The sequence below is a fragment of the Achromobacter sp. EG18 genome (assembly GCF_059759395.1).
Genome location: NZ_CM186213.1, coordinates 2,156,864 through 2,181,959, shown reverse-complemented (window position 1 = coordinate 2,181,959; position 25,096 = coordinate 2,156,864). Strand labels below are relative to the sequence as shown.

At 68.5% G+C, this 25,096-nt stretch carries 25 protein-coding genes; 13 read left to right on the top strand and 12 right to left on the bottom strand.

Going from position 1 to position 25,096, the window contains the following annotated elements; translation table 11 throughout:
- Positions 1–2: 2 nt before the first annotated feature.
- Positions 3–833, bottom strand: a complete 831-nt coding sequence (hpnC, locus tag AC6CR5_RS09885; protein ID WP_047991220.1) for a squalene synthase HpnC — start codon at positions 831–833, stop codon at positions 3–5.
- A 172-nt stretch (positions 834–1,005) separates the two neighbouring features.
- Here hpnC and alr point away from each other — a divergent pair, with 172 nt between their 5' ends.
- Positions 1,006–2,136 (top strand): alanine racemase, encoded by a 1,131-nt coding sequence (gene alr / locus AC6CR5_RS09880; protein ID WP_148318199.1) that lies wholly within the window; start codon positions 1,006–1,008, stop codon positions 2,134–2,136.
- Positions 2,137–2,400: 264 nt separating this feature from the next.
- Positions 2,401–3,120: an SDR family oxidoreductase gene (locus AC6CR5_RS09875; protein WP_020928472.1), complete on the top strand. Its 720-nt coding sequence runs from the start codon at positions 2,401–2,403 to the stop codon at positions 3,118–3,120.
- 163 nt (positions 3,121–3,283) lie between these two features.
- Here AC6CR5_RS09875 and hpaI read toward each other — a convergent pair whose 3' ends face one another.
- From hpaI to AC6CR5_RS09855, 4 genes are read right to left on the bottom strand one after another with little or no spacing between them, the layout of a single operon-like run.
- Positions 3,284–4,084: a 4-hydroxy-2-oxoheptanedioate aldolase gene (gene hpaI, locus AC6CR5_RS09870; RefSeq protein WP_047991218.1), complete on the bottom strand. Its 801-nt coding sequence runs from the start codon at positions 4,082–4,084 to the stop codon at positions 3,284–3,286.
- Positions 4,085–4,098: 14 nt separating this feature from the next.
- Positions 4,099–4,902 carry a 2-oxo-hept-4-ene-1,7-dioate hydratase gene (gene hpaH, locus AC6CR5_RS09865; protein WP_026384450.1) on the bottom strand — a complete coding sequence of 268 codons (804 nt, stop codon included), beginning with the start codon at positions 4,900–4,902 and terminating at the stop codon, positions 4,099–4,101.
- A 25-nt stretch (positions 4,903–4,927) separates the two neighbouring features.
- On the bottom strand, positions 4,928–5,677 hold the full coding sequence (locus AC6CR5_RS09860; protein WP_006384292.1) for a fumarylacetoacetate hydrolase family protein: 750 nt from the start codon (positions 5,675–5,677) through the stop codon (positions 4,928–4,930).
- Between the two features lie 21 nt (positions 5,678–5,698).
- On the bottom strand, positions 5,699–6,727 hold the full coding sequence (locus AC6CR5_RS09855; RefSeq protein WP_054504638.1) for a fumarylacetoacetate hydrolase family protein: 1,029 nt from the start codon (positions 6,725–6,727) through the stop codon (positions 5,699–5,701).
- 210 nt (positions 6,728–6,937) lie between these two features.
- Between AC6CR5_RS09855 and hpaE the strand changes: the two genes are divergently transcribed.
- Positions 6,938–8,404 (top strand): 5-carboxymethyl-2-hydroxymuconate semialdehyde dehydrogenase, encoded by a 1,467-nt coding sequence (gene hpaE / locus AC6CR5_RS09850; protein ID WP_316311064.1) that lies wholly within the window; start codon positions 6,938–6,940, stop codon positions 8,402–8,404.
- 39 nt (positions 8,405–8,443) lie between these two features.
- A complete protein-coding gene (gene hpaD, locus AC6CR5_RS09845; protein ID WP_110059081.1) occupies positions 8,444–9,295 on the top strand; it encodes a 3,4-dihydroxyphenylacetate 2,3-dioxygenase in 852 nt (283 codons plus the stop codon).
- A 1-nt stretch (position 9,296) separates the two neighbouring features.
- Here the strand turns inward: hpaD and hpaR are convergent, their stop codons facing one another.
- Positions 9,297–9,743: a homoprotocatechuate degradation operon regulator HpaR gene (gene hpaR / locus AC6CR5_RS09840; RefSeq protein ID WP_006384288.1), complete on the bottom strand. Its 447-nt coding sequence runs from the start codon at positions 9,741–9,743 to the stop codon at positions 9,297–9,299.
- 112 nt (positions 9,744–9,855) lie between these two features.
- Positions 9,856–10,500, bottom strand: coding sequence for a hypothetical protein (locus AC6CR5_RS09835; protein WP_498085575.1), 645 nt, complete (start codon positions 10,498–10,500; stop codon positions 9,856–9,858).
- 431 nt (positions 10,501–10,931) lie between these two features.
- Here AC6CR5_RS09835 and radA point away from each other — a divergent pair, with 431 nt between their 5' ends.
- The 3 genes from radA (at position 10,932) to AC6CR5_RS09820 (ending at position 13,522) form a co-directional block, all read left to right on the top strand.
- A complete protein-coding gene (gene radA, locus AC6CR5_RS09830) occupies positions 10,932–12,296 on the top strand; it encodes a DNA repair protein RadA (RefSeq protein WP_045953247.1) in 1,365 nt (454 codons plus the stop codon).
- Positions 12,297–12,308: 12 nt separating this feature from the next.
- Positions 12,309–13,082 carry a sulfite exporter TauE/SafE family protein gene (locus AC6CR5_RS09825; protein WP_026384455.1) on the top strand — a complete coding sequence of 258 codons (774 nt, stop codon included), beginning with the start codon at positions 12,309–12,311 and terminating at the stop codon, positions 13,080–13,082.
- Between the two features lie 200 nt (positions 13,083–13,282).
- On the top strand, positions 13,283–13,522 hold the full coding sequence (locus AC6CR5_RS09820) for a hypothetical protein (RefSeq protein WP_026384456.1): 240 nt from the start codon (positions 13,283–13,285) through the stop codon (positions 13,520–13,522).
- Between the two features lie 202 nt (positions 13,523–13,724).
- Here AC6CR5_RS09820 and AC6CR5_RS09815 read toward each other — a convergent pair whose 3' ends face one another.
- The 3 genes from AC6CR5_RS09815 to AC6CR5_RS09805 form a co-directional block, all read right to left on the bottom strand.
- Positions 13,725–14,681: a 2-hydroxyacid dehydrogenase gene (locus tag AC6CR5_RS09815; protein WP_026384457.1), complete on the bottom strand. Its 957-nt coding sequence runs from the start codon at positions 14,679–14,681 to the stop codon at positions 13,725–13,727.
- Positions 14,682–14,791: 110 nt separating this feature from the next.
- The gene (locus AC6CR5_RS09810; RefSeq protein ID WP_026384458.1) at positions 14,792–15,763 is read right to left on the bottom strand and encodes a Bug family tripartite tricarboxylate transporter substrate binding protein; all 972 of its coding nucleotides are present in this window, start codon (positions 15,761–15,763) and stop codon (positions 14,792–14,794) included.
- A gap of 73 nt (positions 15,764–15,836) precedes the next feature.
- Positions 15,837–16,838, bottom strand: coding sequence for a tripartite tricarboxylate transporter substrate binding protein (locus AC6CR5_RS09805; RefSeq protein ID WP_035200852.1), 1,002 nt, complete (start codon positions 16,836–16,838; stop codon positions 15,837–15,839).
- 230 nt (positions 16,839–17,068) lie between these two features.
- Here AC6CR5_RS09805 and AC6CR5_RS09800 point away from each other — a divergent pair, with 230 nt between their 5' ends.
- The 5 genes from AC6CR5_RS09800 (at position 17,069) to garL (ending at position 21,943) form a co-directional block, all read left to right on the top strand.
- Complete coding sequence (locus tag AC6CR5_RS09800) at positions 17,069–17,998, top strand: dihydrodipicolinate synthase family protein (protein WP_026384460.1); 930 nt, start codon at positions 17,069–17,071, stop codon at positions 17,996–17,998.
- A gap of 120 nt (positions 17,999–18,118) precedes the next feature.
- Positions 18,119–18,832 (top strand): FadR/GntR family transcriptional regulator, encoded by a 714-nt coding sequence (locus AC6CR5_RS09795; RefSeq protein WP_006384013.1) that lies wholly within the window; start codon positions 18,119–18,121, stop codon positions 18,830–18,832.
- A gap of 56 nt (positions 18,833–18,888) precedes the next feature.
- Positions 18,889–19,995: an Ldh family oxidoreductase gene (locus tag AC6CR5_RS09790; protein ID WP_054445283.1), complete on the top strand. Its 1,107-nt coding sequence runs from the start codon at positions 18,889–18,891 to the stop codon at positions 19,993–19,995.
- Between the two features lie 115 nt (positions 19,996–20,110).
- The gene (locus AC6CR5_RS09785; RefSeq protein WP_316311059.1) at positions 20,111–21,106 is read left to right on the top strand and encodes a Bug family tripartite tricarboxylate transporter substrate binding protein; all 996 of its coding nucleotides are present in this window, start codon (positions 20,111–20,113) and stop codon (positions 21,104–21,106) included.
- 69 nt (positions 21,107–21,175) lie between these two features.
- Complete coding sequence (gene garL / locus AC6CR5_RS09780) at positions 21,176–21,943, top strand: 2-dehydro-3-deoxyglucarate aldolase (protein ID WP_054445281.1); 768 nt, start codon at positions 21,176–21,178, stop codon at positions 21,941–21,943.
- A 48-nt stretch (positions 21,944–21,991) separates the two neighbouring features.
- Here the strand turns inward: garL and lysA are convergent, their stop codons facing one another.
- Positions 21,992–23,221: a diaminopimelate decarboxylase gene (gene lysA / locus AC6CR5_RS09775; RefSeq protein ID WP_498085574.1), complete on the bottom strand. Its 1,230-nt coding sequence runs from the start codon at positions 23,219–23,221 to the stop codon at positions 21,992–21,994.
- 118 nt (positions 23,222–23,339) lie between these two features.
- Here lysA and AC6CR5_RS09770 point away from each other — a divergent pair, with 118 nt between their 5' ends.
- Complete coding sequence (locus tag AC6CR5_RS09770; protein ID WP_026384464.1) at positions 23,340–24,254, top strand: LysR family transcriptional regulator; 915 nt, start codon at positions 23,340–23,342, stop codon at positions 24,252–24,254.
- A 201-nt stretch (positions 24,255–24,455) separates the two neighbouring features.
- Here the strand turns inward: AC6CR5_RS09770 and rpsT are convergent, their stop codons facing one another.
- A complete protein-coding gene (gene rpsT / locus AC6CR5_RS09765) occupies positions 24,456–24,719 on the bottom strand; it encodes a 30S ribosomal protein S20 (RefSeq protein ID WP_006396042.1) in 264 nt (87 codons plus the stop codon).
- Positions 24,720–25,096 lie beyond the last annotated feature (377 nt).

Genomic DNA, 25,096 nt, shown 5'->3' with positions numbered 1-25,096 from the left:
GCTTACTTGATGGAGCGCCAGAGCATGATGGCCCAGTCCTTGGCGCCCAATTCGGGTCGGTTCATGAATACATCGTAGCCGCTCGCCTCGATCCGCTCCAGCACGCGCAGCCCGCCTTGCACCACCAGGCGCAGCTCCAGGCCGATGCGGCCCGGCAGGCGGCGCGCCAGCGGAGCGCCGAAGTGTAGCAGTGCGCGGGTGCGTTCCACCTCGAATGCCATCAGGGCGCGCCAGCCCGGCGTCAGGCGGCAGGCGGCCAGGTCATCTTCCGAGACGTCGAAGCGGTTCAGGTCTTCCTGCGGCAGGTAGACGCGGTGCTTGTGCCAATCGACCCGCACGTCCTGCCAGAAGTTCACCAATTGCAGCCCGGTGCAGATGGCGTCCGATTGTTCCACGTCGCGCGGATCGGTGGCGTCGAACAGGTGCAGCATCAGCCGCCCGACGGGGTTGGCCGAGCGGGTGCAGTAGTCGGCCAGCGCGGCGTAATCGTCGTAGCGCTTGACGCTGATGTCCTGCTCGAAGGCCGACAGCAGGTCGTAGAAGGGCGTGATGGGCAACTGGTGGCGGGCGATGGTGGCCGCCAGCGGCACGAAGATGCCGGCCAGTTCGGGGGCGCCGGGGGCCGGCACCGCGCCCGGTTCGGCGCCGATACGATGCAGCTCGGCGCGGAATGCGGCCAATTGGGCCAACCGTTCGTCGTCGCTGGCCGCGCCTTCGTCGGCGATATCGTCGGCGGCGCGGGCGAACCGGTACAGATCGGTCACGGCGCCACGCAGCCGACGCGGCAACAGCAGCGAGGCGACGGGAAAATTCTCGTAGTGATCGATGGGCATGGGTCTGGTCCTGCGGTCCTGCGGGGTTGCTTTTTTGCGCGGCGCTCCGGCCGCGCCGACGCAAGTGCGGCCCAGGCGGGAGGCTGACCCATTTTAGATGACCGGCGCGCCCGCGGCCCCGCGCCGCCGCCGCGCCGATCAGTTAGACTTAAGCGCCACAGGATCTCATACCATGCCCCGCCCAATTTCCGCCACCGTTTCCGTTTCCGCCCTGGCCCACAACCTGGCCGCCGTGCGCCGCCACCTCGACCAGACCGCCGCCGCCGCGTCCGGCGTGGCGCCGTCGATCTGGGCGGTGATCAAGGCCAATGCCTATGGCCACGGCATCGAGCAGGCGGTCGCCGGCTTCTCCAAGGCGCAGGGCCTGGCCATGCTCGACCTGGACGAAGCGGTGCGCTGCCGCGAGGCCGGCTGGGGCGGGCCGATCCTGCTGCTCGAAGGCTTCTTCAATCCGTCCGATCTCGACATCGTCGACCGCTACCACCTGAGCGTCACGGTGCACCAGCGCGAGCAACTCGACATGCTGGCCCGCGCGCGCCTGTCGCGGCGGGTCGACATCATGCTCAAGCTCAACAGCGGCATGAACCGGTTGGGTTTTTCCCCGGCCGCCTATCCCGCCGCCCACGAGCGCGCGCTGCTGCTGCAACAGCAAGGCGTGATCGGCTCGCTCGGCAAGATGACCCATTTCGCCTGCGCCGACGGCCCCCAGGGCATCACCGAGCAACTGGCCGTGTTCAATTCGGTGACGCATAAGATGGCGGCGGGGCCCATCAGCGTCTGCAACTCCGCGGCCACGCTGCGCTTTGCCGAGGTCGCCGTGGGGTCCGAGGCCCAGGCCCACTGGGTGCGCCCCGGCATCTGCCTGTACGGCGCCTCGCCATTCGCCGACGCCGAGGCCGCCGCCTTCGGCCTCAAGCCGGCCATGTCGCTGCGCTCCGAGATCATCGCGGTGCAGGAATTGAAGGCCGGCGATTCGGTTGGCTACGGCGCGTTGTTCCGGGCCGACCGGCCCATGCGGGTCGGCATCGTGGCCTGCGGCTACGCCGACGGCTATCCGCGCCACGCCGCCACCGGCACCCCGGTGGTCGTGGCCGGCATCCGCACCCGGTTGGTGGGCCGGGTTTCGATGGATATGCTGATCGTCGACCTGGACCCGATTCCGGCCGCGGGCGTCGGCGCCCCGGTTTCGCTGTGGGGCGAAGAGGGGCCGTCGGTGGACGAAGTCGCGCTGGCGGCCGGCACCATTGGTTACGAGCTGCTCTGCGCCCTGGCGCCCCGCGTCCCGGTCACCCGGGACGCCTGATGCGTTCCGGCGCGGTCGCTGGCCACCGCTTGATCGTTTTTTGAGCACTCCAGGCGCGTTTTGCCGGCGCCTGGGCAGCGGGCGCCTTCCAAGCGCCTGATTTTTCTCCGGAAAGCCGCGCGCCCGATCCGAGGCGGAGGGTGTCCGGCACGCAAGAATTGCTACGCAATTTACAAGACAGGCAACGCCGGATGGTGTCTACTTGAAGACCGGGCGCCCAAGCGCCCGTTTTCGCCCCAGTAACGAACAACGAGGTTTCGATCCATGAAGGACAAATGCGTGCTCATCACGGGCGCCACCAAAGGCATAGGCTGGGCCCTTACTCAGCGGCTGTCCGACATGGGTTGTCATGTGGTCGGTATCGCGCGCAATACCGGCGATGTGGACTTTCCCGGCTACCTCTATGCCTGTGACCTGGCCGACGCCGGCCGCACCGAGGAAGTGCTGCGCGAGATCCGCGAGAAATTCCCGGTCGATGCCGTGGTCAACAACGTCGGCATCGCCTCGCCCCAGCCGCTGGGCGAGATCGACCTGGCCACCCTCTACAACGTGCTGGACCTGAACGTGCGCGTCGCCGTGCAGGTCACCCAGGCGTTCATCGAATCGATGAAAGCGCGCCGCGCCGGCCGTATCGTCAACGTCTGCAGCCGCGCCATCCACGGCGGCCTGGAACGCACCGCCTATTCGGCCGCCAAGAGCGCGCTGGTCGGCTGCACCCGCACCTGGGCGCTGGAGCTGGCCGAATACGGCGTGACCGCCAACGCGGTGGCGCCGGGCCCCATCGAAACCGAAATGTTCCGCGCCACCCGCCCGGCGGGCAGCGAAGGCGAAAAGCGCGCGCTGGCCTCGGTGCCGATGAAGCGCCTGGGCACGCCGGCCGAAGTGGCCGCCGCCATCGCCTTCCTGCTGTCGGACGACGCCGGCTTCATCACCGGCCAGGTGCTGGGCGTGGACGGCGGCGGCAGCCTGGGCGGCCGCTCCTGATCGCCCGCCCCACGGCCGGCACGCCGCCCGTGGCACGGGATAAAAAAGGCGCCCCACGGGCGCCTTTTTTGCCGACGGGCCGCCCTCAAACGCAAAAGCGCGCCCCCTCGCCGGCGACCCGCCTAGCGGTGGAGCGTGGGGCTTTTTTCGTTTGCGGTCCGGCTCAGTACGGTCCGCCGGCCTTGGCGGTCGGCTTGACGTCCTTGAACTCGCCGGCCAGCTTCTCGGCCGCGCGCGCCAGCAGCACCGCGTCCACGCCCACCGCCACGAAGGTCGCGCCCAGCGACAGGTAGTGCCTGGCCTGCGCCACGCCGCTGTGCAGGATGCCGGCCGCCTTGCCCGACTTGACGATGCGGCCGATGGCCGCGTCGATGGTGCGGGCGACCTCGGGATGCTCGGGCTGGCCCAGGTAGCCCATGCTGGCCGACAGGTCGGCCGGGCCGATGAAGGCGCCGTCCACGCCGTCCACCGCCAGGATGTCTTCCAGCGCATCCACGCCGCGCGGCGTCTCGATCTGCACCAGCACGCACATCTCGTCGTTGGCGCGCTCCAGGTAGTCGGGGATGCGGTTCCAGCGCGACGAACGGGCCAGCGCGCTGCCCACGCCACGGATGCCGGCGGGCGGATAACGCACCGCGGCCACGGCGGCGGCGGCCTCTTCGGCCGACTGCACCATCGGCACCAGCAGCGTCTGCGCGCCGGTGTCGAGGATCTGCTTGATCTGCACCGGATCGTTCCAGGCCGGACGCACCACCGGCGCCACCGGATAGGCGGCCACCGATTGCAGCTGCGCCAGCGTGGTCTGCAGCGTGTTTGGGGCGTGCTCGCCGTCGATCAGCAGCCAGTCGAAGCCGGCGCCGGCGATGATCTCGGAGGTGTAGGCGCTGGCCAGCCCGGCCCACAGGCCGATCTGGGGCGTGCCGGCGCGCAGCGCGCGCTTGAACTGATTGGTCAGGATATCCATGGGCCGCGTTGAGGTCAGATGAAGTGGCAGTTGACGGAGCCGAGCACGCCGTAGTCGACGTTGAAGGTGTCGCCGGGGCGGGCGGCCACCGGACGGGTGAAGGACCCCGACAGGATGATCTCGCCCGCTTCCAGCGCCACGTCGTGCGCGGCCAGCTTGTTCGCCAGCCATACTACGCCATTGGCGGGATGGTTCAAGACGCCGGCGGCCACGCCGGTTTCTTCGATCACCGCGTTGCGCGACAGGATCGCGCCGATCCAGCGCAGGTCCAGTTCGCCGATCTTCACCGGCCGGCCGCCCATCACCACGCCGGCGTTGGCCGCGTTGTCGGCGATGGTGTCGAACACCTTGCGCGGGCGCTTGCTGTCGGGATCGATGCCGTGCGAGCGGGCATCGATGATTTCCAGCGCCGGGATCACGTAGTCGACCGCATCGTATACCTGGAACAGCGTCACGTTCGGGCCTTGCAGGCGCTTGCCCAGCACGAAGGCCAGTTCCACTTCCAGGCGCGGCAGGATGAAGCGGCCGGCGGGAATGTCGCCGCCGTCCTCGAAGAACATGTCATCGAGCAACATGCCGAAATCGGGCTCGTCGATCTGCGATGACAGTTGCATGGCGCGCGAGGTCAGGCCGATCTTGTGGCCGCGCTTGACGCGGCCCTCGCCCAGCTTGATGTCCATCCAGGCGCGCTGGATGGCGTAGGCGTCGGCGATGGTGATGTCGGGGTGGTCCAGCGAGATCTGGCGGATCTGCTGGCGGCTGCGTTCGGCGTCGTGCAGGCGCGCCGCCAAGGCGCGCACGGTGGAAGTGTCAAGCATGCGGGGAATATCCAGGTAAGGGAAATCAGGCGGGGCAGGGCACCAGCGTGTTGACGAGCCGGCCGATGCCGTCGATTTCGGTCACGACCTCGTCGCCCGGCTGCACGTTGACGATGCCGTCGGGCGTGCCGGTCAGGATCAGGTCGCCGGGCGACAGCGTCATGAAGCCGCTGAAGTACGCGATAAGGGCGGGGATGTCGAACACCATGTCGCGGGTGTTGCCGCGCTGGGTCTCGACACCGTTGACGGTGGTGCGCAGGTCCAGGTTCATCGGGTCGGCCACGTCGTCGCGGTCCACCAGCCACGGCCCCAGCGGCGTGCAGGTGTCGCGGCTCTTGACGCGCAGGTTGGGGCGATACCAGTTTTCCAGGTAGTCGCGCAGCGCGTAGTCGTTGGCCACGGTGTAGCCGGCCACGTAGTCGTAGGCCTGCGCGCGCGTCACGTTGCGGGCGGTCTTGCCGATCACCACGGCCAGCTCGCATTCGTAGTGCATGAAGCCCACGTCGGCCGGCCGCAGCGTGCGCGCGCGATGGCCGACGAAGGTGTTGGCGGCCTTGAGAAAACCCAGCGGTTCGGCCGGCGCCTTGAACGCCAGTTCCTTGGCGTGGTCGGCATAGTTGATGGCCAGCGTGAAGGTGGTGCGCGGCTCGATCGGCGGCAGCCAGGTCACCGCGTCCTCGGCCAGCAGGCGGCCGTCCGCCAGGCGGATCTGGCCGTTGCCAGCGTCGGTGGCGGCGTGGATGGCGCCTTCGTAGGCGATGCGTGCGTGTTTCATGGCGGGTTCCGTGAGGGCGCCTCAGGCGCCGGCGATGAGCGTGTTGCCGAGCGCGCCGACCTGGGCGATGCGGATTTCGTAGCGTTGCCCGGCGCGCGCCAGCGGAGCGTCGGCGCGGGCGCCGGCCAGCAGGATGTCGCCGGGTTCGAAGCTCATGAATTCGGTGACGTCGGCGATCAGGCGGGCCACCGGCCGCACCAGGTCGGCGGTGCTGGCGCGCTGTGCCAGCGCGCCGTCGACCCAGACCTCGATGTCGAGCGCGTCGGGATCCGGCACCGCCGCGACCGGCGCCAGTTCGCGGCCGATCGGGCAGAAGCCGTCGCGGCACTGCTGCTTGAGCGCGGGCCGGAAATAGCTGTCGTGCGGCGCCGACAGGTCGGCCACCACGCGATAGCCGGCTACGTGGGCCAGGGCCTCGGCTTCGCTGACGCGGCTGGCGCGGCGGCCGAACACGATGCCCAGGCTGGCGCCGATGCGCACCTCGGGCACATCGGCTGGCAGCGTGATGGCATCGCCGTCGGCGGCATAGGTGTTGGCCGGCTTGATGTACAGCACCGGCGCGCGCGGCGCGGCCTGGTAGGGCGGCGCGTTCATCGCCTCGCCCAGCGCGGCCAGCGCCTGGCGCGTATTGAGCGCGGCGCCCGCAACGGTGCGCGGCAGCGCGGCGGCGCGGGCCGCCAGGTATTCGCGATAGTTGCTGTGCTTGTAGTTGAGCACAGCGTCGGCTTCCTCGACCTGCAGCGACAGGCCCAGCGGCCGGCGCGCCATTTCCGGCGCCAGCGCGTCGCGCAGGGCCTGGAACGTGCGCTCGCCCAATGCCGTTTGCTGCGCGGCGCTGCGGCCGTGGCCGATGCGCAGCAGCACATGGACGAAAGCGTTGTCGGGATGGCCGTCGGCGATCAGGTAGTCATCGATCCGCACGGCGCGGCTGCGGGCGCCCGCCAGCGGATACAGGCTGCCGTCGCCCACGGCGGCGTCCTGGACCGCGCGCATCAGGGCGCGGGTGTCCAGGTCGAGGTTGGCGGAATACTCAATCCAGATATGGGGCATGGCAGGCGCGGTACTGGGCCGATATAGTTAGCATGTTAATCATAATAGTGAAAAACCGGGGCCGCGGCAATCGACGCGGCTGGCGCGCGACAGGGGTTTTCCGCCGTTGACAGTGGCGCAAAGGCAGGCATAAAGTTAACTCGTTAACTAAATTTTCGCATCGCCGCCGGATTCCCTCCGCCGGCCATCGCGGGACGCGAGGAGACGCACGTGAGCATCAAGCACTGGATCAACGGCAAGCAGGTCGATAGCGCCGACCGCTTCACCACCTTCAACCCGGCCACGGGCGAGGCCATCGACGAAGTGGCCGCCGGCGGCCAGGCCGAGATCGATGCCGCAGTGGCGGCGGCGGCCGAGGCCTTTCCCAGGTGGGCCGGCACACCCGCCAAGGAGCGCGCGCGCCTTATGCGGCGGCTGGGCGAACTGATCGACCGCAATGTGCCGCACTTGGCCGAGCTGGAAACGCGGGACACCGGCCTGCCGATCTCGCAGACGCGCAAGCAGCTGATTCCGCGCGCCTCCGAGAACTTCACCTTCTTCGCCGAAGTCTGCACCCGCATGAACGGCCACACCTACCCGGTGGACGATCAGATGCTGAACTACACGCTCTACCAGCCGGTGGGCGTGTGCGCGCTGGTATCGCCCTGGAACGTGCCTTTCATGACCGCGACCTGGAAGACCGCGCCCTGCCTGGCGCTGGGCAATACCGCCGTGCTGAAGATGTCGGAGCTGTCGCCGCTGACGGCCGACCAGCTCGGCCTGCTGGCGCTGGAAGCCGGCATCCCGCCCGGCGTGCTGAATGTGGTGCAGGGCTATGGCGCCACCGCCGGCGACGCGCTGGTGCGCCATCCCGGCGTGCGCGCGATCTCGTTCACCGGCGGCACCGTCACCGGCAAGAAGATCATGGCGAGCGCGGGCGGCATCAAGAAGTTCTCGATGGAGCTGGGCGGCAAGTCGCCGGTGCTGGTGTTCGACGACGCCGACGTCGAGCGCGCGCTGGACGCGGCGCTGTTCACCATCTTCTCGCTCAATGGCGAGCGCTGCACCGCGGGCTCGCGCATCTTCGTGCAGGAATCGATTTACGATGACTTCGTGCGCCGCTTCGCCGAGCGCGCCAATCGCCTGGTGGTGGGCGACCCGACTGATGACAAGACCAATGTGGGCGCGATGATCACGCGGCAGCACTGGGAAAAGGTCACCGGCTACATCCGCCTGGCCAAGGAAGAGGGCGCGCGCATCCTGGCGGGCGGCGCCGACGCGCCGCGGGGCCTGCCGGCGCACCTGGCCGGCGGCAATTTCGTGCGGCCCACGGTGCTGGCCGACGTCGACAACCGCATGCGCTGCGCCCAGGAAGAGATCTTCGGGCCCGTCGCCTGCCTGATTCCGTTCAAGGACGAGGCCCACGGCCTGGCGCTGGCCAACGACGTCAAGTACGGCCTGGCCTCCTACATCTGGACCAGCGACATCGGCCGTGCCCACCGGCTGGCGCGCGGCATCGAGGCCGGCATGGTGTTCATCAACAGCCAGAACGTGCGCGACCTGCGCCAGCCGTTCGGCGGCACCAAGGAGTCCGGCACCGGCCGCGAGGGCGGCGAATACAGTTATGAAGTGTTTGCCGAGATCAAGAACGTCTGCGTCTCGATGGGCAGCCACCACATTCCGAAGTGGGGCGTCTGAAGGACGCCCGGATACCGATAACGACAGGAGACAAGCATCATGGGCAAGCTCGCGCTGGCGGCCAAGGTAACGCATGTGCCGTCCATGTATCTATCTGAAATGCCCGGCCGCCATCACGGCTGCCGCGAGGCCGCCATCGAGGGCCATCGCCGCATTGGCCAGCGCTGCCGCGACCTGGACGTCGACACGCTGGTGGTGCTGGACGTGCACTGGCTGGTGAACGCCGGCTACCACATCAACTGCAACGAACGCTTCGCTGGCCGCTACACCAGCAACGAACTGCCGCACTTCATCAAGGACATGGACTACGCCTACCGCGGCGATCCGGCGCTGGGGCGGCGCATCGCCGAATGCGCCGGCGCCGCTGGCGTACCTACCCGCGCGCACGAGATCGCCAGCCTCGAACTGGAATACGGCACGCTGGTGCCGATGCGCTACATGAATGGCGACGACCGCTTCAAGGTGGTGTCGGTGGCGGCCTGGTGCGCCTGGCACGCGCTGGACGACAGCCGTCGCTTCGGCGCGGCCCTGCGCCAGGCCATCGAGCAGAGCGACAGCCGCGTGGCGGTGCTGGCCAGCGGCTCGTTGTCGCACCGCTTCAACGATAACGGCAGCCCCGAGGCCGCCATGCACCAGATCAGCCGCGAGTTCTACCGCCAGGTCGACCTGCGCGTGGTGGACCTGTGGCGCCAGGGCGACTGGAAGACCTTCTGCGCCATGCTGCCGGAATACGCCGAGCTGTGCGTGGGCGAGGGCGGCATGCATGACACCGCCATGCTGCTGGGATTGTTGGGCTGGGACGCCTACGATCGGCCGGCCGAGATCGTCACCGACTACTTCACCAGTTCGGGCACGGGGCAGATCAACGCCATCCTGCCCGTGCCCGACTGATTCATTCCGAGGCGGGGTCGCGCTTGATCAGCTCGACCATCGCGTCCACGTCGGTGTACAGGCGTTCGAGCAATTCCTTGCCGATCCGGTCTTCGATTTCCTGATACTTGGCGTCCACTTGCGGACGCATGCGGTCGATCAGCTTGTTGCTCTTGGGCGTCAGGGAAATCTCCTGGCGCCGCTGGTCCGCGCTCGAACGCACCCGCTTGATCAGGCCCTGTTCCTCCATGCCCGCCAGCATGCGCGTCAGGCTGGGGCTGAGGATCTGGCAACTGCGGGCGATCTGGTTGGGCTCCATCGCGCCTACTTCGCTCAGGGTGCGCAACACCCGCCATTGCTGCTCGGTGACGCCGGCGGCATGCAGGATGGGCCGGAAATGCGCCATCAGGGTTTCGCGCGCGTAAAGCAGCAGGTGGGGGAGGTTGCGGTGGTGGAAGCTGGGACTCATGCGGCTATGTTAGCAAGAAGCCGTTCTTTTTCTGTTTGATTTCCGGGGACATCAACGTCCAGGCCCGCGACGGGCGCGGGCCTGGCAAACGAACGGGGGGAAGGAAAGAGGGTCAGGAAGCCGGGTTCTGCTGCGCCAGTTCCTGCAGGTCGTCGGGCAGTGTCAGGTCTGGCGCGCCTTGCTGCAGTTCACGCAGCGCGGCCACGGCGTCTTCCTGCTGATCGTCCTGCATCAAGGCGCGGATGTGCGCCACGCGCGCCTCGATGTCCTGGTCGCTGAAGGTAACGGGCTCGGCGCTGGCGGTTTGTTCGGCCGCGGGCTCCAGCGCCGCCGCCTGGGGCGCCGGCTCGGCCGTGGCCAACTGCGGCGGGACGTTGGCTTGCGACTCGGCCGGCGGTTGCGCGGCGCGCTGGATTTCCGGGGCGGCCGCCTGCTGCGGCGCGGGCGCGTCGGTGCCCACCAGGCGCGGTGCCGGCGCGCGTTCGGGGCTGGCCTCGGCTTCCTGCGACACGGCCAGCTGCGGCGTCATGTCGATCATCTCGGCGTTTTCGCGCATGTCGGTCCAGGCGAACAGGCCGGCCACCAGCGCCGCGCAGGCGGCCGCGGCCCAGCCCGGATGCCAACTGTGGCCGGGATGCCAGGTGCGACGCACGGCCGCGTCCAGTTCGGGGCTGCCGCCGGTCCTGGGCTTGCGATACACGGCGCGCAAATCCAGTTCGTCGTCTTCGTCGAAGGGGGGGCGATAGGCAATGCTCATGCGCGTACTCCTCGCGCAGACGCCTGGTGGCAGGGCGCATGCGCGTTTGACCTTTGCCCGCGCCGCGCCGGTGGTCCGGCGATCTCGTCCAGGCTGGGGGTCGTGTTCCGGTTTAGGTGGCCGCATGCACGGCCGACAGCTTGCAATGCGCCGCGATTTCCGTCGTGCCGTCGGGGTGGACGGCGGCGCCGGGTATGCCGCCATATAACCGACGGTTCAACATTGCGCATCACCCGGTGATTATGCGCGATTTGCAGAAATCTGCCAGTGAATTTCTTGTGTTTGCATGGTGTAACTGCATGGCGTCCCTGTTTCTGCAAGCAGATTGAAAGCGGTATGCACCGGCATGGGGCCAAATGGGCTGGAAAAGCGGTGTCGCGGCCGCGCGCCGGCGACCCCGCGCCCCGCCTGCTGCCGGTAAACTTGCGCCCATGGCCAAGACCCGAACCGTATACGTGTGCGCCGAATGCGGCGGCACCACCCCGAAATGGCAAGGCAAGTGTCCGCACTGCAATGCCTGGAACACCCTGGAAGAAACCGTCGAATCGTCCGTGCCCGCGGCCGCCGCCTCGCACCGCTACGCGCCGCTGGCCTCCAGCAGCCCCGTGCGCAGCCTGTCCGAGATCGAGGCGCGCGAAACCCCGCGTACCCCCACCGGGCTGGAGGAATTCGACCGCGTGCTGGGCGGCGGCTTGGTGGCCGGCGCCGTGGTGCTGATCGGCGGCGATCCCGGCATCGGCAAGTCGACCCTGCTGCTGCAGGCGCTGGCGTCGCTCTCGGAAAGCACCAACGTGCTTTATGTCACGGGCGAGGAATCGGCCGAGCAAGTGGCGTTGCGCGCGCGCCGGCTGGGTTTGCAGACCGGCAACGTCAACCTGCTGGCGGAAATCCGCCTGGAGGCGATCCAGGCGGCGGTGTCCGAGCAGAAGCCCAGCGTGGCCGTGATCGACTCGATCCAGACCCTCTACAGCGGCGAACTGACCGCCGCGCCCGGCTCGGTGTCGCAGGTGCGCGAGTGCGCCGCGCAATTGACGCGCCTGGCCAAGCAGACCGGCATCGCCATCGTCATGATCGGCCACGTCACCAAGGACGGCGCGCTGGCCGGACCGCGCGTGCTCGAACACATCGTCGACACGGTGCTGTACTTCGAGGGCGACACGCACTCGTCGTTCCGCCTGGTGCGCGCCTTCAAGAACCGCTTCGGCGCGGTCAACGAACTCGGCGTGTTCGCCATGACCGACCGCGGCTTGCGCGGCGTGGCCAACCCGTCGGCGCTGTTCCTGTCGCAGCACGAGCAGCAGGTGGCCGGCTCCTGCGTAATGGCCACGCAGGAGGGCACCCGTCCGCTGCTGGTCGAGATCCAGGCGCTGGTGGACAGTTCCCACGCGCCCAATCCGCGCCGCCTGACGGTCGGCCTGGAGGGCAACCGCCTGGCGATGCTGCTGGCGGTGCTGCACCGCCATGCCGGCGTCTCGACCTTCGACCAGGACGTGTTCGTCAACGCCGTGGGCGGGGTGCGCATCACCGAGCCCGCGGCCGACCTGCCGGTGCTGCTGGCCATCATGTCGTCGCTGCGCGACCGGCCTCTGCCGCGCGGGCTGATCGCCTTCGGCGAAGTCGGCCTGGCGGGTGAGATCCGGCCCGCGCCGCGCGGCCAGGAACGCCTGCGCGAAGCCGCCAAGCTGGGCTTCTCGATCGCGCTCATCCCCAAGGCCAATGCGCCGCGCCAGCCCATCGAGGGGCTGGAGATCTGGGCGGTGGACCGGCTCGACGCCGCGCTCGACAAGCTGCGCTGACGGGAGTCCCAAGTGAGTCTGTTGCTGATCGCCCTGTGCCTGGGCGCGGGGTGCCTCATTGGCTTCATGGGCGGCGTGCTGGGCATCGGCGGCGGCATGATCGCGATTCCGGCGCTGGTGCTGCTGATGGGCATGTCGCAGCAGCTGGCGCAGGGCACCGCGCTGATCATGGTGCTGCCCACCATCATGATGGCGGTGCGCAAGTACAACCAGCAGACCCGCATCGACCGCCGCGTGGCGCTGGCGGGCGCGGGCGGCGCGGTGGTGTTCACCTGGGTCGGCGCGCGGCTGGCGCTGGGCATCGATTCGGGCGTGTTGCGCCTGAGCTTCGCCGTGTTCCTGTTCTTCATCGCGCTGTTCTACGCCTGGCAGACCTGGCGCGCCGGCCGCGCCCGGCGCGCGCCCAAGGCCGGCGGCAACGCCCCGGTGTTCACGCCGCGCCGCGCCACCGCGCTGGGCGTGCTGTGCGGCACGCTGGGCGGCTTCTTCGGCGTCGGTGGCGCGGTGTTGGCGGTGCCCATCATCACCACGGTGTTCCGGCTGCCGCAGACCTCCGCGCAGGCGCTGGCGCTGTGCATGGTGATCCCGGGTTCCGCGGTGGCGCTGGTGACGTACTCATGGGCCGGCCAGGCCGACTGGCTGGTGGGCCTGCCGCTGGCGGCGGGCAGCCTGCTGTTCGTGCCGGTCGGCGTGCGGCTGGCCTATCGTCTGCCTGAACGCAAGCTGAGAGCCAGCTTCGCGGCGATGCTGTTCGCCACCGTGGCGCTGCTGGTATTTGAAAGCTGAGCGCCGCTCGCCGGGAGTCGATTGTCACGATCCCATGACGAAGCGTTAACGTCGGAAAGGGCGCGAAAATTTCCCGCGGCGCGCTGAACCTTCGGCGGGGTGCCGGTTCCAACGGAGTACGGGTCATGCGGCGATGTTGCCGCCCCGTGTCGGAAAGGCCAGGGGCCAGCCCCGGGCCTTCACCATTAGGAGTTCATGTAATGACGACCCACTCCCGTATCGCTGCGTTCCTGTCCACTTCGGCCTTGTGCCTCGGCCTTGCCGCCGCGCCTTCGGCGTTCGCGGCGGGCGCCGATGCCACGACCAAGTCGGGCGAAACCAAGACCCAGGCGCAGCACAAGCATCACAAGTCCGACAAAACGTCCGCCAAGCAGGGCACCGAGAAATCGGGCGCTTCCAAGATGGACAAATCGGGTACCGCCACGGCGCCCGCGAAGTAAGGCAGTCACGCAGCATCGGACCGCGAGGTCCGGCAGTTCCTTTGCACGACGGACGGGTTTTCGGACCTGGAAGTCGAAAGCCTCTCGGTATGGGCGCCGGGAGGCTTTTTCGTTTGTATTGCCTGCGTTTGTGTTGCCCGTATTCGAGCCACTTGCGTGGGCGCCGACGGCGCTGGCCGCGCCGCCGTTCCCGCCCGCGCCGTCAGTCCACCGGCGTGATCACGCGGCCGGTGTCGAAATACGCCGCCAGGTTTTCCAGCATCAGGTCTTCCATCGCCTGGCGCGTTTCCAGCGTGGCGCTGCCGATGTGCGGCAGCAGCACCGCCTGGTCGCTCTTGATCAGCGCCTCGGGCACCTTGGGTTCATGCTCGAACACGTCGAGCGCGGCGCAGCCGAGTTTGCCGGCCTCGAGCGCGGCCACCAGCGCGGCCTCGTCGATGACCGGACCGCGCGCGATGTTGACAATGATGCCGCGCGGGCCAAGCGCTTCCAGCACCTCGCGGTTGACCAGGTGGCGCGTGGCGGGACCGCCCACGGTGGCCACGACCAGGAAATCGGCCCAGGCCGCCAGGTCGGTCAGCGAGGCCTCGTAGCCGTAGTCGACGTCGTCGCGCTTCCTGCGATTGTGATAGCGCACCTGCATGTCGAAGCCGATGCCGCGGCGGGCGATGGCCTCGCCGATGCGGCCCAGGCCGACGATGCCGAGCTTCTTGCCGCTGACGCGCTGGCCCAGCGGAATGCTGCCGTGCACCTGGCCCCACTGGCCGGCGCGCACGAAGCGTTCGCCCTGGCCCATGCGGCGGGCGCCGGCGATCATCAGGCCCCAGGCCAGGTCCGCCACGCAGTCGGTCAGCACGTCGGGCGTATTGCTGACCTGCACGCCACGCGCATGCGCGGCCTGCACGTCGATGGTCTCGTAGCCCACGCCCCAGCTGCAGATGGCCTTCAGGTCGGGCAGGGCGTTGATGAGCTCGGCATTGGCGCCGAAGTTGGCCGAGGTGACGACGGCGGTGACGCCCTTGCCCAGTTCGGCCAGGGCGGCCTTGCGGTCGGGCTGCTTCCAGAGCTCGATGACGTCGTAGCGCTCCGCGAGGCGCTGGTTGGCGGAGGGCGAGCCGGCCAGCGAGCCGACCTGGATGATGCGATGCTTGGTGGTCATGTTGTCGTACAGGTGGGTGGCGAAACCTTCATGCTACTTGATCCGGCCTTGAATCCGGCTGAGAGGGGGCGGGCGGCACGGCAGGCCGCCGGCCGCGCCGCCCGGCGGCCTTATTCCAGCTGGATGTTGGCCTTCTGGATCACGTCCTTCCAGCGCTTGACCTCGGCCTGCTGGAACGCGCTGAACTGCTGCGGCGTGTTGGCCACCACTTCGAAGCCCAGCCCCTGCAGCGTCTTTTCGGTCTGCGGGTCGCGCAAGGCGGCCTGCAGGGCCTTGGTCAGCTGTTGCACCACGTCCGGCGGGGTGCCCTTGGGCACCGCGAAGCCCTGCCACGAATACACCACCATGTCCTTGATGCCGGCCTCGGCCAGCGTCGGCACGTCCGGCAGATCGGCCGCGCGCGCATCGCCGGTGATGGCCAGCGCCTTGAGCTTGCCGGCCTTGATGTGCGTCTGCACCGCGCCCAGGTTCTGGAACGACACGTTGACCTGGCCGCCGATCAGGTCGGCGATGGCGGCGCCGCCGCCGCGATACGGCACGTCCACGCCCGAGGTCTGGGTGCGCTGGCGGAACATCACCGCCGACAGGTGGTCGGACGAGCCCGTGCCGGACGAGGCGTATGAAACCTTGCCCGGATTCTTGTTCGCATAGTCCACCAGCTCGGCCACCGTGCTGGCCGGGAACGACGGCGAGGCCACGAGCACGTTGGGGTTGCGCACCGCCTGCGTGAGGTACTCGAAGTCCTTGCTCGGGTTGTACGAGAGGTTCTTGTACAGCGCCTCGTTGATGGCGAAGGTGCCGATCGAGCCGACCATCATGGTGTAGCCGTCGGGCGTGGCGCGGGCCAGCGCCTGCGCGCCGATGGCGCTGTTGGCGCCCGGCTTGTTCTCGACCACGAAGGTCTGGCCGAGCGCCTTCGTCAGCCCGGGCGTGACGCTGCGCGCGGTGATGTCGGACGAGCCGCCCGGCACGAACGGCACGATCATCGTGACGGGCTTGGTGGGATAGCCGGCGGCGTGGACCGCCGGCCCGGCAAGCAGGGCGGCGGCGGACAGCGCGACCGCGCATATCGATCTGTTCATGGTGTCTCCTGGTTCGCGTGATGATGAAGAACCCGGCGCCCACGCGTGGCGGCCGAGTCCGGACCGGCGCCGGTCAGTCGACCTTTGCGCCCGATTGCTTCACGACCGCGGCCCACTTGACGGTTTCCCGCGCCATGAACTGGGTGAACTGTGCCGGCGTGTTGCCCGACGGCGTGGCGCCCTGGGCCTGCAGCTGGGCGCGTACCGGCGCCTGCTGCAGCGCCGCGGCGACATCGCGCTGGATCTTGTCGACGATCTCGCGCGGCGTGCCGGCAGGGGCCAGCAGGCCGAACCAGCTGGAGGCCTCGTAGCCCGTCACGCCGGCCTCGGCCAACGTCGGCACGTCCGGCAGCGCCGGCGAGCGCGTGGCGGTGGTGACCGCCAGCGGCCGCAACTTGCCGCCCTTGATGAAGCCCATCGACGAGGGCAGGTTGTCGAAGATCAGGTCGGCCGAGCCCGCCATTACGTCGGTCAGCGCCGGGCTGCTGCCCTTGTAGGGCACATGCGTCATGCGGGTGCCGGTCATGGCCTGGAACAGCTCGCCGGACAGGTGGGTCGAGGTGCCGTTGCCGGTCGAGGCCATGTTGACGCTGCCGGGATTGGCCTTCAGGTACTTGATCAGGTCCGCCACGTTGCGGATGCCGTGCTTGTCGGCGAAACCGGGATTCAGTTCGAGCACGTTGGGCACCGGGATCACCAGCGTGACCGGCGTGAAGTCCTTGACCGGATCGTAGGGCAGCTTGGCGTAAACGGACTGGTTGATGGCATGGGTGCTGACGGTGCCCATCAGCAGCGTGTAGCCATCGGGCGTGGCGCGGGCGGCTTCGGCAGTGCCGACGTTGCCGCCCGCGCCCGCCTTGTTGTCCACCACCACCGCCTTGCCCCAGGCCTTGCCCAGTTCGGCCGCGACCACGCGCGCGGCGATGTCGGCGGTGCCGCCGGCCGGGAAGGGCACGATGATCCTGACGTCGCGCGCCGGGTAATCGGCGCTGGCGCCTGCCGCGCACGGCAGCAGGGCTGCGGCGGCCAGGCAGGCGGCAAGGGCCAGGCGGCCGCGCAAAGGGGCTGCAAGCATGGAAATCGTCTCCTCGTGTGCGCGTGGCCGCGCATCGTTTGTGGGGTGTTCCTGCCGGGCCGAAGCCCGCTTGAGTGCTGCCGGCGTCTGTCGCGCCTTGCCGTCGTGAATGCCGATGACTTGTAAAACGAATATAGGTATTGAGGGTCTACTTGTCAACCAAGTATACTTTTTGGAAGCCACTCATCTAACAACTGGATTCCCCCTCGGAATCCGCCAGGAGACCCGCCATGAAAACCTCCCCGGTCACCGTGCAGGACCTGCAGCGTTCCGTCATCGCGGTCCCGCCGCTGGCGCGCCATGCCGACCTGTCGCTGAACGAAGCCGCCAACCAGGCCCTGCTGCGGCACCTGGAGGCGGGCGGGGTGCGCAACGTGATGTACGGCGGCAATGCCAACTTCTACAACGTCGGCGTGGGCGAATACGCGCGCATCGTCGATATGCTGGCCGCGCTGGCCGGGCCGGACACCTGGATCCTGCCGTCGGTCGGCCCCGATTTCGGCAAGATGATGGATCAGGCGGCAATCCTGCGCAGCCGCGCCTTTCCGACGGCCATGCTGCTGCCCATGTCGTTTCCCTACACCGATGCCGGCCTGGCCGATGGCGTGCGCCGCTTCACCGATGCGCTGGGCAAGCCCGCCGTGGTCTACATCAAGTCGGCCGATTACCTGGCGCCGGCAACGGCGGCGCGCCTGGTCGAGGAAGGCCGCATCGTCGCGTTCAAGTACGCCGTGGTGCGCGAGAATCCGGCGCGCGACGCCTACCTGTCGGCGTTGCTGCAAAGCGTGGACAGCAACCGCGTGGTCAGCGGCATTGGCGAACGCCCGGCCATCGTCCACTACCGCGACTTCGGGCTGAAGAGCTTCACCTCGGGCTCGGTCTGCGTTGCGCCGCGTGGTTCGATGCGCCTGCTTCAGCTGCTCAAGGAAGGCCGCTATGACGAAGCCGAAACGGTGCGCGCCAGCTACCTGGGCCTGGAGGACTGCCGCGATGCGATCAGCCCGATCCGCGTGCTGCACGACGCCGTGACCCTGTCCGGCGTGGCCGACATGGGGCCGATGCTGCCGCTGCTGACCGGCATCTCCAGCGCCGAGCGTGAACGGGTGGCGCCGGTGGCGCGCGCGCTGGCCGCCTGGGACCGCGACGCCGTGGCGGCCTGATGGCCGCGCGCGCGGCATTGACGGTACGATGAGCGCTGCCGATACGCCCCAGGAGATTTCGTGGCCCGACCCAAAGCATCGCCCCCATCCGCGCCGCCCGCGTCCGCCGAGCCGGACGCCATGGGCGCGCTGGTGCTGGAACGCGGCCACCGCGTCCGGCTGGCCGACCAGTTGTACGGGCAGATCTTCGAGCAGATCGTCGCCGGCAATCTGAACGTCGGCGACAAGCTGCCTTCCGAGAACGAGATCTCCGAACGCTTCGGCGTATCGCGGCCGGTGGTGCGCGAAGCGCTGCTGCGCCTGCGCGCCGACGGCCTCATCACCGCGCACCAGGGCCTGGGCACCTTCGTCAGCCACCAGCCGGCGCCGCGCCTGACCGCCTTCAGCGACGTGGGCAACGTCGGCGCCTACCTGCGCGCACAGGAACTGCGCGTGGCGCTCGAAGGCGATGCCGCGCGGCTGGCGGCGCTGCGCCGCACCGACGAGCAATTGCAAAAGATCGAAGCCGCGCACGCCGCCTTCGCCGACAGCCTGGCGCGAGGCCAGATGTCGGCCGAGGCCGACCTGGCGTTCCACGCCAGCATCACCGAGGCCACCGGCAACGACTTCTATCTCGGGGTGCTGGAAAGCATCCACGAGTCCATCAACGGCTTCATGCGCCTGACGCTCAACCTGACCCGCACCGGGTCGCGCCAGCGCGCCCAGCGCGTCCTGGACGAGCACGCCACCATCCTGGACGCGATCCGCGCCCAGGACGGCGAGCGCGCCCGGGTCGCCATGCAATTCCACCTGGGCCAGGCCCGCCACCGGCTGGTCGACCGCGAACGCGATTGACCGGCCCGCGCGCCGCCCCACGGACTTCACCGCGACGACACAGCAGGAGACATCGAGTGCAAGGCAATGGTACGGCAGGGACAGCGGCATCGGCGGGGCAGGTGCGAGAACAGATTCTGATCGTGTTGCAGGCGTGGGGCATGGCGCCCGACCTGGCCGCCATCACCGCCGGCCTGATGGCCGAGACGGATCTGCTGGGCATCGATTCGCACGGCATCTCGATGCTGCCTTCATACGAGGAAAAGCTGCGCGCGGGCACGCTCAGGCTCGACGCGCGCCCACGCGTGGTGCGCGACCGCGGCGCCAGCGCATTGCTGGACGGCATGGGCGGCCTGGGCTACCCGGTGTCGGCGCAGGCCATGAACCTGGCCGTCGACAAGGCGCTGGAGCATGGCGTGGGCGCGGTGTCGGTGTGCAATTCCCACCACTTCGGCGCGGCCGGCGTCTATGCGCGCATCGCGGTCGAACGCGGCGTGGTCGGGCTGGTCACCAGCAGCGCCAATGGCGTCATCATGGTGCCCACGCGCGGCGCCATGCCCATGCTGGGCACCAATCCCATCGCCTTCGGCGCGCCGGCCGCGCACAACGAGCCGTTCGTGCTCGACATGGCCACCACCACCGTGGCGGCCAACAAGGTCAAGGTGTACGACTTCCTCGGCAAGCCGCTGCCGCCGGGCTGGGCGGTGGACGGGCGAGGCGAGCCGGTCACCGCCGCCGACACCGCCATGCAGTTCATCTTCAAGCATCCCGAGGGCGGGCTGACGCCGCTGGGCGGCACGCCGGCCATGAGCAGCCACAAGGGCTATGGCCTGGCGATGATGGCGCAGATCCTGGGCGGCACGCTCAGCGGCAGCGCGCTGGCGGCGCGCCGCAACGTCACGCGCCGTCCCGGCGAACCCGACGACGTCGGCCACTTCTTCCTGGCGCTCAATCCCGACGCCTTCCGCGCCAGCGGCTCGTTCGAGTCGGACATGGACGACCTGATCGACACGCTGCACGACACCCCGCCGGCGCGGCCCGACGAACCGGTGCTGGTGGCCGGCGAACCCGAGGCCGCCGAGCGTGCGCGCCGCCGGATCGACGGCATCCCGATCCCGCCCGCGCTGGCCGTGCGCCTGCGCGAGATCTGCCAGCGCGCTTCGGTGCCTTATCTGCTGGACTGAATGCGCCGTCCGGTCGCATGACGTTTTCCCCGCCGCGCGGCAACGACCGCGCGGTGATCCACCGACCCGGCCCACCGGGCGGCAAGCATTAGAAAAACACGACAAGGAGACAACCATGCAACACAAGACATCGCCGGCGCGCCGCCGGCTGGGACTGGCCGCCATCGCATTGGGCGCGGCCGCCGCGCTGGCGCCGGGCCTGCTGCTGGCGCAGGACTGGCCGACACGGCCGGTCAAGCTGATCGTGCCGTTCCCCGCGGGCGGCAGCACCGACGCGGTCGGACGCCTGCTGGCCGCCGAGCTGTCCAAGGAACTGGGACAGAGCGTCGTGGTCGAGAACAAGGGCGGCGCCAACGGCAACATCGGTTCCGATGTGGTCGCCAAGGCCGAGCCCGACGGCTACACGCTGCTGCTGTCGGGGGTGGGCTCGAACGCCATCAGCTATTCGCTCTATCAGAGCATGCCGTACCGCGACAGCGACTTCGCCCACATCTCGCTGCTGGCCACCGGGCCCAACGTGCTGGTGGCCAACATGGATTTCCCGGCCACCAACTTCGCCGACTTCATCAAGCTGGTGCGCGCCAACCCGGGCAAGTACACCCACGCCAGCTCGGGCAATGGGTCGTCGGGCCACCTGGCCATGGAGATGCTCAAGCAGGCCGCCAAGCTCGACCTGGTGCACGTGCCCTACAAGGGCGGCGCCGCCGCCATCACCGACATGATCGGCGGCCGCGTGTCGGTGATGTTCCTGAACCAGGACACGCTGCTGCCGCAGGTCAAGTCCGGCAAGCTGCGCGCGCTGGCGGTGGCCAGCGCCAAGCGCAATCCCGCCTATCCGGATACGCCCACGGTCGCGGAGTCCGGCTACGCGGGCTTCGCCGCCGAATCATGGTTCGGCCTGTCGGCGCCGGCCAAGACGCCGCCGGCCGTCATTCAGCGGCTGAACCAGGCTACCGTGAAAGCCCTGGCTTCACCGGATATCCGGCAGAAGCTGGAAAGCGTAGGCTTCGTGGTGGTGGGTGACGACCCCAAGGCGTTCTCGGCCTTCGTCCAATCCGAAATCACCAAGTGGGGCGCGGCGGCCAAGGCCTCCGGTGCCCGCATGGACTAGCGTTCTGTATCAACTCCCCCCGCGCGCCGGGCGGCGCCGGGGGTTCAATACGATGGGAAACACGCAGCGATGACTTCACCCTTGCCCAACCGCTTTCGCCAACGCATCCTGGCACGCGAGCGCCTGATCGGCTTCTGGATGTGCATGTCCAGCCACGTCACCGCCGAACTGGCGGGCCTGGCCGACTTCGACTGGCTGCTGCTGGATGGCGAGCATTCACCCAACACCGTGCCGATGTTCCTGCAGCAGTTGCAGGCCCTGCAGGGCAGCGCCAGCGCCGCCATCGGCCGGCCGACCTGGAATGATCCGGTCGAGATCAAGCGCCTGCTCGACATCGGCTTCTACAACCTGCTGATCCCCTTCATCGAATCCGAGGACGACGCGCGCCGCGCGGTGGCCGCGACCCGCTATCCGCCGCAGGGCATCCGCGGCGTGGCCGGCATGCAGCGCAGCAACCGCTACGGCACCGTGCCGGATTACTTGAAGACCATCAACGACAACATCTGCGTGCTGCTGCAGATCGAGAGCCGTCCGGGCATCGAGGCGGTCGACGCGATCGCCGCGGTCGAGGGCGTGGACGGCGTCTTCATCGGCCCGTCGGATCTGGCCGCGGCCCTGGGCCACCTGGGTAATCCGGGCCACCCGGAAGTGCAGGAAGCGATTCGCCACCTGTACCAGCGCGTCACCGCGCAGGGCAAGGCGGTGGGCATCCTTGCGCCGGTGCAGGCCGATGCGCGCCGCTACCTGGACATGGGCATGCACTTCGTCGCGGTCGGCACCGATCTGGGCGTGTTCAAGCAGGCCACCTTCGCCTTGCGCGAAGCCTTTCCCACCTGATCCTGCCTGATCGTGCGGCCGTCGCGTTCGCCACGGCCGCACCTTGCCTTATTGCTCCAGCGCCAGCAGGTCGGCGACCGTCTGGCGGCGGCGGATCAGGCGCGCCTCGTTGCGGTCCAGCAGCACTTCGGCCGCCAGCGGCCGGGTGTTGTAGTTCGAGGACATCGACGCGCCGTAGGCGCCGGCGTTGTGGAACACCAGGAAATCACCGATGCGCGGCCGCGGCAGCGACTGGTCCGACACCACGCCGCCCGCGTCCTGCGTGAACACATCGCCCGATTCGCACAGCGGGCCGGCCACGGCGATGCGGGTCTCGGCCGTGGGCGGCGTGGCGCCGTCCGGCGCGTGCACCGAGATGCGGTGGTAGCTGCCGTACATGGCCGGGCGCATCAGGTCGTTGAAGCCGGCGTCCACCAGCGCGAAGTCGCGCTCGGGGCGGCGGTTGATCGCATGCACTTCGGCCACCAGCGCGCCGGCCTCGGCCACCAGGAAGCGGCCCGGTTCGATCTCCAGGCGCACCGCGTGGCCCAGGCGCTGTTCGATGCGCTTGCGGGCCGCGTCCCATTGCTCGAAGTAGTGGTCGCAGTCGATGCGCGGCTCGCCTTCGCGATACGGAATCGACAGGCCGCCGCCGGCCGAGATGGCCTCGATGTCGTGGTCCAGCGAAGCGACCACGTCGACCATCGCGTCGCACACGCTGGACAGGTGGCCGTAGTCCACGCCCGAGCCGATATGCATGTGGATGCCGACCAGCTTCAGGCCGTAGCGGCGCACGATGGCGACGGCAGCGGCGACGTCGTCGATCCAGATGCCGTGCTTGCTCTGCGGGCCGCCGGTGTTGGTCTTGTTGCTGTGGCCGTGGCCGAAGCCCGGGTTGATGCGCAGCCACACGCGGTGCCCCGGCGCGTGCTGGCCGACGCGTTCGAGCATGTCGAGCGAGCCGGCGTTGACGGTGATGCCGTGCTTGACGACGGTGGCCAGGGTGGCGTGGTCGATCAGGTCGGCCGTGAACACCACGCCGGCCGGCTCGCCCGCGGGCTCGAAGCCGGCGGCCAGGCTGCGCTCGATCTCGCCCAGGGACACCGCGTCCACCATCACGCCCTCGGCGCGCATCAGGCGCAGGATGTGCAGGTTGGAGCAGGCCTTCTGCGCGTAGCGGATGACGTCGAAGCGGCGCAGCTGGGCGATGCGTTCGCGGATGACGGCGGCATCGTAGACCCACAGCGGGGTGCCGTGCTCGGCGGCGAGTTGGGTGAGCTGGCGCGGATCGAAAGCCATCGCGGGTGAACCTTGTAGCGGGGGGAAAGGGAAATCAGGCCGGCATCATGCCCCAGCCAGGCCATCCAGTAAAATGCTTATATTTTCCACATCGATTCATTCCTGATATGGATAGGGCATGCTGACCCATCGTCACGTCGAAGTCTTCCGCGCCCTCATGATCGCCGGCAGCGTGACCAAGGCCGCCGACCTGTTGTTCACCTCGCAGCCCACCGTCAGCCGCGAACTGGCGCGCATGGAGCAGACCATCGGCTTCGCCCTGTTCGAGCGGGTGCGCGGCCGCCTGCGGCCCACCATGCCCGCGCTGGCGCTGTACGACGAGGTGCGGCAGTCATACGCCGGGCTGGAGCGGGTGGCATCCACCGCGGCGCGCCTGCGCGCCTTCCAGGACGGGCAACTGGCGGTAATCGCGTTGCCGGCGTTTTCGCATTCGCTGCTGCCGGGGGCCTTCCGGCGCTTCAGCCAGGCCCATCCGGGCGTGAGCCTGGCGCTGGAGGCGCAGGAATCGCCGTTCCTGGAGGAATGGCTCACGGCCCAGCGCTACGACCTGGGCCTGACCGAGCACGAGTTGGAGCCGGCCGGCACCCGGCTGGCGTTATTGCTGGAGGTGGACGAGGTCTGCGTGCTGCCCGATGGCCATCGCTTGTTGGCGCGGCCGGCGCTGGAACTGGCCGATTTCGCCGGCGAACCGTTCGTCAGCCTGTCGTCAAGTGACCCCTACCGCATTCAGATCGACGAGGCCTTCGCGGCCGAAGGCGTGCTGCGGCGCGCGATCATCGAGACGCCGACGGCGGTCTCGGTATGCGCCTTCGTGCGCCAGGGGCTGGGCCTGGCCATCGTCAATCCATTGACGGCGCTGGATTTCATCGGCCGCGGCCTGCATATCCGGCCATTGCGGCGATCGTTCCCGTTCCGGGTCAACCTGGTGTTTCCGGAGCACCGGCCCAAGAACCCGCTGGTGGATGCCTTCACCGCCACCCTGCGCGACGAGGCCGAGCAGATCCGCGCCCGCCTCGCGGCCCGGCAGGACTGACGGGCGCTGCCGCCATCGGGCCATGCGGCTGGGGGCCGTGAACGGCAGTCGGCAATAGGTGGGAATGGGCAGGTGGCAGCAGCCGGCAATAGCGCAACGAGCCACTGGCAACAGGAACAGGCAACAAAAAAGGATGCCCGCGGGCATCCTTCTTCATTTGCCGTATTCATGACGCCCCGCATGGCGGGGCGGCAGAATGGCTTAGGCCAGCGCCTTGATGGCGGCGGCCAGGCGGCTCTTGTGGCGAGCGGCCTTGTTCTTGTGAATGATGTTCTTGTCGGCCACGCGATCGATCACGCTGCTGGCCTTTTGGAACACTTCGCCAGCCGCAGCCTTGTCGCCAGCGGCGATGGATTGGCGAACGCGCTTGATGGCGGTGCGCAGCATCGAGCGCAGGCTGGAATTGTGCTTGTTGCGCTCAACGGATTGGCGAGCGCGCTTGCGGGCTTGGGCGGTATTGGCCATGTTGCTATGTAAGTTGAATTCGGCAAAGTCGAACATTTTAGCAAGTCCCCGAGGGATTGCAAGCTTTAAATGCCGTGTCTGCCGATGGAGCGCCCGTCAACCGGGCGGGGGGCGCTGCGAGGAAAACCCCTCGGGCTGCAGAACCCGGGTGATGTACCCGGGCTGAGACCTGATGGGCGTCGATGGGATCGATCCATGGAACTGCCCATGGAATATCCGTGGAAAACCTCCGCGGGAAAAATCCCTGGAATGGAACCATCGGATAAATCCCGGGCATCGACGCCTGACGGCGGTCCTGCCGCGCCTACTGGATAAAAATACGGTACCGAGTATACAACGAAGCGGCTTTTCGTTACAGCGCGGTGTCGGTGGCCGTG